The organism is Actinomycetes bacterium (genome assembly GCA_022599915.1).
Taxonomy (GTDB): Bacteria; Actinomycetota; Actinomycetes; order S36-B12.
Genome location: JAHZLH010000034.1, coordinates 1 through 10,923 on the forward strand (window position 1 = coordinate 1; position 10,923 = coordinate 10,923).

Genomic DNA, 10,923 nt, shown 5'->3' on the forward strand with positions numbered 1-10,923 from the left:
ACACGACGTGACTACATCTACGAAAAAGTCACCGTGCCCGCTCGAGTAGGTGTCATGGAGAAACATGACATTTTAATTCCTTGGCATCGCGCTCCGGGAGAAAGCGACGATGACCATCAGGAAAGAATTCGCTATATGAGGCCGTGGGGTGGCAATCCGGCGGGCACTGGCCTCAAGAGGGGTCATCGAAACATCGTCGAATCCGTCTTCTCGAGGTGGGATGCCATGCGTGAGGACAGACGCCTCGTAGCGTGGAGCCGACAATCGAAGGCCCGCCGAGTCTACGGCGTCATGATCTCGAAGAACTTGGTCCAACTTGCTCGCACCAGAGGTGCAGTCAATATTGGCCAGGCAGCCTGAACGGAGCGTCTTCAGCACCACAAAGCCGCCGTTTTCTTACTTGGATGGCGCTTTTGGCACTTTTCTGCCCACGTGACGCGATGGAACGCAGCCGTGAGGCGAAGCCATGCTCAATCTCGCAAATATGATGGGGCATACTTGACGCTGGAGTTGCGCACACGTTTGCGCACAGCCCCCACGCGGGTGTAGTTCAATGGTAGAACTTCAGCTTCCCAAGCTGACAGTGCGGGTTCGATTCCCGTCACCCGCTCCAAGCAGAAACGCCTCCGGTGTGCCCGGGGGCGTTTGTGGTTGGACTGAGTTAGCTGCGGGATCCGTCCAGACGTGGGTGGCGGAGGTCAAAACTCGCGCGGTCGGTTAACTATCGGGGTTGATGATTCGAGACACCCGGCGTCTGATTCGAGCAGGCATAGTTCGCGAAGGTGTGTCCAGTTGGTCGATGAGAGCTTGGTATGGCTGTCGGATGGGACGCAGGTCTCGCCCGGCCAGGTTCGCTTGCTCCAGCTCCTCGGCCATGCTGAGCTGCGTGTAGAGCCGGTTCTCGAAGGCTGGTCGGTAGTCGACCCGCGGTGGTGATAGTTCCTGGTACTTTTGGCCGAGTTGCACCCCAGTCATCCCGATTGCGTCGGTCTTGTCGCTGAGCGGTGCCGCAGGTAGTGGGTCGGTTGGCTGGTAGCCGAACAAGGGTGCGAGGCCCGCTGTCCTCGTGTTTAAGCGGCGCATCTGCACCTGGGAGGCGGAGTCGGCCCATCGAGCGATGCGAGCGGTGTCAACGGGCTCCTCAGCTCGTGTTCCACCTTCGGCGCGCCCGGATTGTTGTTCGTGATGACTGAGCACCCGGTCATCCCAGGGTTCGCCGAGGAAAGCGAGCACCTCTTCCATCACGGCGCGAGTGTCCGAAACGAGATCCTCATACCGGATCAGAAAAAAGCGATCACCGAGTTCGATACCGCTGTCGACCATTGCCTGGTTACTGTTGAGCCAAGTCCGGATGCCAGCCTTCCAATTCCAGCCAAATCGCTTCATGCTGTTGGCCACTGCTCCTGGGTGGCGAACTGTGGCCACAAACTGAGCGTCTGGGAATATCCGGGCCGCCCTTTTCATGTGGTGCACATGGAAAGGTGTCTTGTCGCCCCAGCGCCGAGCTCCTTGTTTGGCAGCAGCCTTGCCGAAGACATCGTCGTAGAAGCGACGCACCGCTTCATCCAACTCCGCCTCGGTCATGTCGATGCGATCGAGCCAGACGTCACCGAATTGCCAGAAAGGTATGTGGTAGTTCGCCATGAGTGCCCGCATGAAGCCGGTCTCCCGAGCGATCATCAAATTGGGGTGGGTATCCAACATGAGTCGGGTGATCGTGGTCCCCGAACCCATGGAACCCATCACGAAGACCGGGCCCGCGTGTGATTCGTCAGTCATTGGCACGCCTCGAGGATACCTAGGTCGAGCCTGGTCGGTGAGGAACTCACCGACCAGGCTCAGAGAGATTTAAGCCGCCGGCGGCGGTGCTGGTGCCGGCGGTGGTGTGGGTGCCGGTGTGGGTGCCGTGGGCGCCGGCGTGGGTTCAGGTGGTGGCTGTGGTGCAAGATTTTCACCATTGACCAGCAGTTCACCCGCCTTGTTCCGCTTGAGTTTCACCTTGAACGCGTCGCCACCGCCAGCGCGGTTTACGGCCCTGATCCACAGCACCTGCCGCTTCTTCGGCATCAGGATCTTGGTGGATGTGCGCTTGTTGCGCTGCCAATCACCCTTCTTGAGTTTTACCTCATAGCCGGTGACCTTCGCGCCACCGTCATTCTCTGGTGCGAGCCACTTCAGTTGGGCTTTTTGTTTCGCCCCCTCGCCCTTGATTAGCCCTAGCTTCATTGCGATAGCACCCGGAGTGGTGTGTGGGATCGCCCACTTTGTCGGCTTGCTAAAGAGGGACTGGCCCTTCTTCGACAGCGCTGCGACTCGGAAGCGATGCTTGACGCCGTTCTCTAGGTCAGTGGCGATGTTCGCCAGTCTGTTCGCGGGGCTATTCATGTCGATGGTTCGCCACAGCTCACCCTTGCGCTGCATCTGCAGGCGGTATCCGGTGATCTTGGGAACTTTCTTGCCTGCCGCAGTCTTGCCCTGCTTGGCGTTCTGCCACTGGTATTTCAACTTGCCGTTCAACTCGGTACTTCGCCGAGTCATCTTTGCCACCCCCGGGGCAGGAGCCTCGCCGAGAACAAACTGGGTGTCGATGGCTTTGCCACCCGCGATCGCTAGCTGCGTCGTGGGGATAGGTGTGTCGAAATCCTTGGCGTACCAACCTCCGAACGGCTCGAGGCTGCCTCTAGTCACCGTGATCGTGGCCTTCTTGGTTGTCGTCACCGTTAGCTTCTGCCCGGTGGAGTGAGTCAGTTGGATTTGGTTGCCGTTGACGGCACCTGCGCTCCAGTCCGGGGAGAAATGCCAATACTGCGTGAGTCGCCGGTTCGATGAGTCGGCCACAGTAAGCGTGCGTCTACGATCATCAAACAACGCTTGGCGCTGCTGAGTGGTGTCGCGGGTCTCGCGTTTCATAGAGACAAGGTCTGCTCCAGCAACCGCACGATGGCGCAGTTCACCGCCCCGGTAGAAGTACTTTTCCTGTCCGGCGGCGACGGCCGTGTTGTGGGCAATTTGGCTGCTGCTCCATGCAGCAACGGGCCGAGTCATGTCGTACATGGGCTGTCCGACATCCACCAAGATGGGGACCCCGCCTGTTTGCCAGGTCACCGACAATGCATCTTGGTGTCCGTGCGTGCGGAGCGCGGGTCGGTTGACTGCACTCCAAGCGGTTGTCTTCTTGTTGGACCAAGACTTGCGCCCAAAAGCGGTGCCTTCGTTCGGGTCGACCAGGGTTAGCGGCCGGTTCACGTCAACTTCGGGTCGCAGCAAGGCATCAGTCGCCCTGGTGTTCCCGTACAGCAACGGTTCGCCGGTCGGTCCGATGAAGTGGGCGGCTGCGTTGAGGGCTCTAGTCAGGATCTCCGAAAGGGCTGCTGCCTCTGCCGTGCGACCGGCGTTCTGGAGGGCGAACATGGCTTCGGTCCAGCCGAGGTAGTTGACGCCGTGGTAGTGACTTGATGCCTCATAGGAGAACCCGGTTCCGGAGAACACCTGCGGGAACTCCGTGCTCAAACGCGTCATGGCCACTTCGCGGTAACTGGCATCCTGCAGCACGTCAGCGATGTCCAAGAGGTGAAGGTTGATCAACAAGCCACCGTTGTTCAACTTGTTGTTCGGGGGGCCGGGATAGCGGATCGGGTCCACGAAGACGTTTGCGTGCATCCGCAGCAGTGGCTCCACCTCGGCGAGGGGAAGCACCGAGGTCAAGCACAGCAGCGCCTCTGACCTGCGCCACGCGATGCCGGCGCCCCAGTTGAGCTCTTTCGCAGCGGCCAGGGCTTCGGGAGTAGCGGCGCCAGGGTCTGGGTTCTTGGCCATTGCAGCCACAACCGCGCGCGCTGCCGCGACGGCTTCATTCGGCTGCCCGTTTTCAGCGAACACCGCTGCGCGCCACGCGAGCCAAATCCCGGATGAGAACCACACCTGCCGAGATTTATCTTGGAATGGACCGGCCAACAGGTTCATGGTGTTGATATCGACTTGCTGGGTTTCGCCGAGGATCGTGAGAGTACTGGGCCAGACGAAGTCCGAACTATTGATCATCAGGTCAAGTCGCTCCAGCGGACGACGGCAATACGGGTGCTGGGGCAGGTCGTCGCCAATCGTCTGGATCAACAGATCGCGGGCCTCTTCTGCTGGGGCGGTCCACTCACTTTTCTTGCCGAGTGCGTTGCCTTGATCGGGCGCTGCGGTTGCCTGACCGCTGCCCCAAGGAATCACTGCTGCCGCTGCGGCAGCGACGAGCGCTGCCTTGATTCGAAAGTTCATTGTCCCCCCGGACATTCACGAGGTGCCGCCATTACTTCACTCAAGGTAACCAAGAATGGGGGTTTTGCGTAGATTCTTCGCGAGAAATGGGTGAGTTTTTCGCCACTTCGCGATGATTTACCCACTCTGATTTCCGCTTAGTTAATTGCGGATTTGTGTCGAATCGGGGGAATTTCGTGCCAAAACAGGGGAACAGGGCTGCGGCGACTTATCGTGGCGCCATCATGATCTTGTTAGTTGGCCGTGATGGCTGAGTCGGTTTCGGGGGCATCAGAGGTGCGAGTGACCGCTCGCGACCACCCAGATGTCCTCTCTGTGTGCCGCTGGCTACCGCAGCCTTTTGCCTTCGGCGCCTTCTCTGGTCAACACGATCTAGTGCATTGCCAAGACAGGCAGGCGTTGGTGAATCTGTGGTTCGCCGCGACCCCGGTTCATGAAGGTGACTATGTGGGACCGCCGCGCGGCGGACTGGTCCCCGGGGCAGAACCGGACTACGACGTGGCTATGCCCGCCGGGGGGTTCCTGCAGGTTCGAAGTGGTGAGTTGTCCGGTTGGCAAACCGTAGCTGGCGACGTTCCGTTGATTCGGGCAGACGGCAGCGACTTCCTGCCCGAGTCCTACGGACCCGGTGCCCCGTACTTGGTGGAGCAGTACCGCGCGATGACGGTTGACGATCGATTGAACGCGCTAGCCGCCGTGCGTCGGCGTCGGCTGTCGGTGGGCGGACCGGCTCAGGTTGATCAGGATGATGTCCGGCCCTCCCCGCAGCGAGATGCCGAGTCCCAAGCGATAGCCGACTGGGTAGAGGTATCCAAAGACCCTCAACTATGCGACTGTGACGCGAGTCGTGACGGCCATTCCGCCAGCGCTCGTCGACGGGGTGTGCCTGGATCAGTACTGGCTCACGGTGGTGCCGTGGCCACGCTGGTTGGTGGTGGCTCGGCGGCTGATGCCTGTGAAGTGGTCTGGCGGTTGACCGCTCAAGTGTCCGATCCCGATCACTCCGGCCTGGCGCAGGCTGCTGAGGCCGCGGCTCGCCGACAGGCCGAACAGGTCAGTGGCTGGCCGGACGCCCCCCTTACCGAAGAGGCAGTGGCCGTTGTCGCCGCGCAAGCGTTGCGGTGGCACGGCGCTGAGATAGCGCGCGACTTGCCATTTTGGACGTTGGGTTGGATGTTCATGGCCGGCAGCGTCCTGGATGGGCTGCTCGACGGTGATGCTCGCCGCCGTCGAGAGTTGCGCGCTGCGGTGTTGGACCGAGCGGATCGAATGCGAATGCGCCGAGTTGCTCGGTCGTGGGCGGTGGCGCGGTCCGTGGAGCGAGATTTGGAGCAATTGACCTCGGCAGCCCCGGCTGCGGACGTGGTGGATTTGCGCGCGACTTCCGTCGAATCCCAGCCATCGGACCACGATGCGGATGGTTATGACCGAACCGTCGAGAGCGTGATTCGGGAGTTGGCCTCACAATAGGGGTAATGGAAACCCTTGAGACTGATGTCCTCGTAGTCGGAGCAGGGCCGGCAGGCGCCGCCGCTGCAGCCTGGTGTGCTCGCTCCGGACTGCAAACGATTCTCTTGGACGCCGCTGAATTTCCCCGCGACAAGCCCTGCGGTGACGGCCTGACCCCGCGAGCGGTCGCCGAAATGCGGCGGTTGGGGATGGCGGGCTGGTTGCAAGACCGTCCTGCGAACTGGGGGCTGCGGGCGCACGGCTTTGGTAAGACGTGGCACCTGCCGTGGCCGGGGGGAGCAATGCCCAGCACTGGCAGTGCGGCAGCTCGCACCGAACTCGACGCTGCCATCTTGGAGCAGGCACTCACGAGCGGGACGCAGTTCCTGCCGGGCGCTCGAGTGGTTGCGGTAGATGTTGATCACAAACTGCGAGGTGTCGAGGTCATAACGGTGTCGGGGACTCGCTATATCCGTTGCCGGCGAGCGGTCATTGCCGACGGCGCCCGGTCACCGGTCGGGCGAATGCTGGGCCGCGAGTGGCACCGCGAGACGGTCTATGGGGTGGCCGCCCGGGGATACGCAAAAAGCATGCGGGCAGATGATCCGTGGATTTCGTCTCACCTGGAACTGCGGGGGGCCGACGACGAAATCCTGAGCGGCTACGGCTGGATCTTCCCGCTAGGGAATGGCCAGGTCAACCTTGGCGTCGGGACGCTAGCCACGGTGCAGCGGCCCGCTGACGTCAACCTACGGAAACTGCTGCAGCACTACTTTGACGGTCAACGAGAAGAGTGGCAGCTCTTGGGCACGCCTGAAGCGGTTAGATCAGCGCTGCTTCCGATGGGTGGGGCAGTCAGTGGTGTCGCGGGCCCGAACTGGACTCTGATCGGTGATGCAGCAGGTTGCGTGAACCCGCTGAATGGCGAAGGAATTGACTACGGATTGGAGACCGGCCGCCTTGCCGCGGAGCTGTTTGATCACGGTGCGGGGATCGACAGTGACATCAGCCAAGTCTGGATTGATGCGTTGTCCTCGCACTATGGACCGTCCTTTTCCGTTGCTCGCCGACTGGCCGGATTCCTGACTCAGCCGGAACTGCTGCGACGAGCTGGTCCGGTCGGCATGCGTTCGCGCTGGCTGATGACGGTGGCCTTGCGGCTGATGGGAAATCTGGTGACCGAGGAAGACCACGACGCGGTCGCGGGAATCTGGAGATTTGCTGGTCGTAGTTCGTTACTGCTTGACCAGCGCCCGCCGTTTGCTGCCTAGGCTTCTGGTGAGTCAGCGACTGCGACATGATTCTGGCCCGCAGACTTAGCTGTCCGCAGTGCGTTGTCAGCAGCAGACAGCAGTGAAAGTGGGCTGCCACTGCCACTGGCAGCGCCGACACTCACTGACAGTCGTCGCGGCACACCGAGCGACTCAGCGTCAGCCGCCGCCACTCTTGCGCGAATACGCTCGGCAATATCGTGGGCCGCCGTAGTCTCTTCCGCAACGAGCAGGACGACGAACTCGTCGCCGCCGTAACGCACAACCAAATCCTTCTTACCTACCTCGCGGGTGATGATGTCGGCGATGGTGCGAAGAACCCGATCACCGGCATTGTGGCCCGCGATCTCGTTGATCTCAGCGAATCCATCGAGGTCCACCATCAGCAACGACCAGTTCCCCGTGGGAGCCCAGTTCTGCATGGCCCGGCGATTGCCGACCCCAGTGAGCGGGTCACGACGCAGATCGCTGCGCAGTTTTCTCGTCATTAGTACTTGCTCTCTAAGCGTGAGCACCCGCCTGATTGCGGAACTAAGCGGTATTTCCAGCGAAGTAATCAAGTCCGCCAAGGCGGGATCCTCGAGTACCTGCTGCGACTGCGGCGCGAATCGCAGGTCGAGGACCGTGGGGGTCGGCTCGGTTAGTTCAATGCGCAGCGTCAGGTCGCCGGCTGGCGGCGGCTCGTTGATAGCGGAGCCGAGCAACCCAGCCTTGCCTCCCAACTCCCACCAGATTTCATCCTGGCGCACATACGTTCGCAGCGAGGTGACGCGACCAACCGGCGCCAGCGCCGCCAAAGCTCGTCCTTCCAGGGCGATAGGCGCCAAAGTGGTGAGGAGTACGTTTTCGAGCGCCTTGCGGGCGGACTCCAGCCGATCGGGAAGTTGAGTGGCTTCCTCCGGCTGCTCGGACAGTTCCAGCAGTCGCCCGGTCATAGCGTCGCGCAGTGCAAACGATTGAGTATCCTCGCCGACCTCGGCGCTGAGCCGACGCCCACCGAGGTCCAGGGTGCCGCCTTCGGCGAGTGTGAGAATTGGTAACCGAATGCCGTAGTGCGCCAACTGAGGCGCTAGCGCAGGTGACGTGATGACAGTGATGTCGGAGCCAAGCGTCGACTGGATGAGCGGAAGGGCACCTACCGAACTAGGTAAGGCGCTGTGGCCAGCTACCCACTTGATGTCGATGGATTCGTCAATACGAGCCAGTGCCCCCAGAATCTCCGGCCAGGTGAGGGAAGAGCCAGGATCCATGAGCAAACAGCCGCGATCCCCCACGAGCAAGTAGCTGGTTACCGGGCTTAAACCTTCCGCGGTAGCCCGCAGCCGCCATGTCCCACCGTCTATCTGGGTGGTCTCGATATGGACGGGCCGAGCTTCCGCGCCTAGCAGAAAGGCAGTTCTGCGCCCCGAATGCGCTTGGGTCATCTCCAGAGTCACCACCTAGCTCGTGTACGTATGCCCGAAAAGTTTTGGATATGTAGTGGCTATCGGCAGGTCCAAGCCGCACATTCAGTCAAAATCCCTTCTGCGACAACTTTGTTATGCAGGCAACTGAGCACCCCACTAGGTGTGAGCCGCGACGCTGCGTTGCCAAGGTCCCGTGCGGTAGACAAATCGCTGTATGAAACGGCTCAGATTTAAGCAGACGAGATTTCTGGGACAAATCACTAAAGTCCGCTTGGCGCTTGCCGATACTCCCAGCAGAGAGATATCGGGATGTCTATATGTCCGCTATGCGGGTCAAGATGTCGCGCAAAGGAGTTTTTTCTCCAGGCAGAACCGTTGTGGGTACCTATCGGGGCACATTCACCCGTTTGGAGTATCAATTTCCCGCGAGCGATCCCGATGCATCTCGTGCAACGCAGTAAATCATTCGGGAGGAATCGTGGCGGAGCGCAAGAACATCGGGATTACTCGCCGGTGGTTCACTATTGCGGCAACGACGGGGCTTGCAGTGCCCTTGATGACGGTATCTGCGGCGGACGCCACGTCTTCATCAGAACACCTGCTATCAGTCTTTGGCGATGACATCGAAGCTGTTGTCAGTGAGGTAGAAGCCTCCGGTGGCACGGTGCTGGAAACCTACGATGTCGCGGATGCGCTGCTCGTCAGCCTCCCCGCTGGCGTAGCACCGCCTGCTGGAGCGGTCTCGGTGCCGGACTCCAAACTGGAGTTCCAGGCTGCCGACACTGAGGAACAGACCACGGCGGGGCCGACGAATACTTACCGTGAGACCTTGGGCCTGACGGCGAATGATCAGCGTGACGGTGACGGCGTGACGGTCGCTCTGATCGACACTGGTGTCGCGGACACGACGGCGCTAGACGTTGACCATGTGAACGTCAGCGGTGGTCCTGATGGCGATGGCCTAGGACACGGCACCTTCTTGGCGGGTCTGATTGCTGGTAACGGCGCTAACTCTGCTGACAACGCATACCAAGGTGTCGCTCCTGCGGCGAAGGTGCTGGACGTTCAGGTCGCAATGCCTGACGGCTCAACGTCCATGTCGCGAGTGCTGGCTGGACTGCAGGCGGTCAGTGAAGCCAACGCGGCCGACTCCAGCGTCAGAGTCGTGAACCTGGCGCTGAACTCGGGAAGCCCGTTGCCGCCGTGGATCGACCCGTTGAACCGCGGACTTGAGAACCTCTGGGCACAGGGAATGACCGTTGTGGTCGCTTCCGGTAACGACGGCCCCAACGAAATCGCATCACCGGCCTCTGATCCCACGCTGATCGCGACTGGTTCGGTGGAAGAGAACAAGAGCGCTGACCGCTCTGACGACACCCTGGCAGACTTCTCCTCTTATGGCATGGCCTTCGGGGAAATGCGCCCTGACTTCGCTGCTCCAGGTGTGTCACTGGTTTCCCTGCGGGCTGCCAACTCGATCGCCGACTTGGATAATGAGAGCGCTCGGGTCGGTGACCACTACTTTAAGGGAACGGGCACCTCGATGTCGGCAGCCGTTGCTTCCGGGGCGGCAGCTGTGCTGCTTGCTGAGCGCAACGGACTGGAGCCGAACGACGTGAAGCGGCTGTTCCGCGGAACTGCTTACAGCGCGCAGTTGGGCAACGGTGCCGGAGCCGGTGGCCTCGACCTCAACGCAGCGATGTCCGCAAACGTGGGCCAGCTGCCACCGCTGCCGACGCAGAACAACAACTCCGAGTTCGGTCCCGATGCCGCTGACTCCGAGACCTGGGCAGCATTCGCCGCCGCTTGGGCCTCCGGCGATCTCAAGACCGTCGTCGATGCCTGGGGTGCGCTAAGCCCCCAGACGCGTAAATGGGCCGCCACCAGCTGGTCGCTTGGCGTGCTGGGACGGTCACTCTCCATGGCCGAGGGTGACTTCGAAGGCCGCCGTTGGGCTGGCCGTCGCTGGGCGAGCCAGAAGTGGGAAGGCCGTCGCTGGGCCGAGGACAAGTGGATCGGCCGTCGCTGGGCCGCCATTGACTGGGGATCCAAGAAGTGGGCGTCTGGTACCTGGGACAGCTTGAACTGGGAAGGCCGTCGCTGGGCGAGCCAAGACTGGCTGGCCTTCGCTTGGAGCACCCGAAACATCTCCGCAGATCCACAGGTTGGCGACAACTGGGTCGTTGAGGGTTCGCAGTGGGATGGCCGTCGCTGGGCCGGTGACAACTGGCAGGGTCGTCGCTGGGCCACTACCGACTGGGCTGGCCGCCGCTGGGCTGACGAAGCCTGGGCTGGCCGTCGTTGGGCAGACTTCGTTTACTCAGGTCGCCGCTGGGCCGGTGACAGCTGGCAGGGCCGTCGCTGGGCAGGTGACGACTGGGAAGGTCGCCGTTGGGCTGGCCGTCGCTGGGCAGGCGACGACTGGCAGGGTCGCCGTTGGGCTGGCCGTCGCTGGGCCGCGGATGACTGGGATGGTCGCCGTTGGGCTGGCCGTCGCTGGGCCGCGGATGACTGGGATGGTCGCCGTTGGG

At 61.5% G+C, this 10,923-nt stretch carries 7 protein-coding genes and 1 tRNA gene; 5 read left to right on the plus strand and 3 right to left on the minus strand.

Features of this window, described 5'->3' with window-relative positions; translation table 11 throughout:
- Together K0U62_06545 and K0U62_06550 are read left to right on the plus strand one after the other, a co-directional pair.
- Window positions 1-360 (plus strand): hypothetical protein (locus K0U62_06545; GenBank protein MCH9801178.1); only part of this gene is annotated, 360 nt, incomplete at its 5' end.
- A 179-nt stretch (window positions 361-539) separates the two neighbouring features.
- A tRNA-Gly gene (locus tag K0U62_06550) sits at window positions 540-613 on the plus strand.
- A 104-nt stretch (window positions 614-717) separates the two neighbouring features.
- On the opposite strand, the gene K0U62_06555 is transcribed toward K0U62_06550, so the two are convergent.
- On the minus strand, window positions 718-1,779 hold the full coding sequence (locus K0U62_06555; GenBank protein MCH9801179.1) for a sulfotransferase: 1,062 nt from the start codon (window positions 1,777-1,779) through the stop codon (window positions 718-720).
- 69 nt (window positions 1,780-1,848) lie between these two features.
- Window positions 1,849-4,266: a heparinase II/III family protein gene (locus tag K0U62_06560; protein ID MCH9801180.1), complete on the minus strand. Its 2,418-nt coding sequence runs from the start codon at window positions 4,264-4,266 to the stop codon at window positions 1,849-1,851.
- 246 nt (window positions 4,267-4,512) lie between these two features.
- Here K0U62_06560 and K0U62_06565 point away from each other — a divergent pair, with 246 nt between their 5' ends.
- Entirely contained in the window at window positions 4,513-5,736 is a 1,224-nt protein-coding gene (locus K0U62_06565; GenBank protein ID MCH9801181.1) for a hypothetical protein, read from the plus strand.
- A gap of 5 nt (window positions 5,737-5,741) precedes the next feature.
- Window positions 5,742-6,986 (plus strand): geranylgeranyl reductase family protein, encoded by a 1,245-nt coding sequence (locus tag K0U62_06570; protein MCH9801182.1) that lies wholly within the window; start codon window positions 5,742-5,744, stop codon window positions 6,984-6,986.
- Here K0U62_06570 and K0U62_06575 read toward each other — a convergent pair.
- On the minus strand, window positions 6,983-8,410 hold the full coding sequence (locus K0U62_06575) for a diguanylate cyclase (GenBank protein MCH9801183.1): 1,428 nt from the start codon (window positions 8,408-8,410) through the stop codon (window positions 6,983-6,985). The genes K0U62_06570 and K0U62_06575 overlap by 4 nt on opposite strands.
- Window positions 8,411-8,870: 460 nt before the next feature.
- Between K0U62_06575 and K0U62_06580 the strand changes: the two genes are divergently transcribed.
- Window positions 8,871-10,923 (plus strand): S8 family serine peptidase (locus K0U62_06580; GenBank protein ID MCH9801184.1); only part of this gene is annotated, 2,053 nt, incomplete at its 3' end.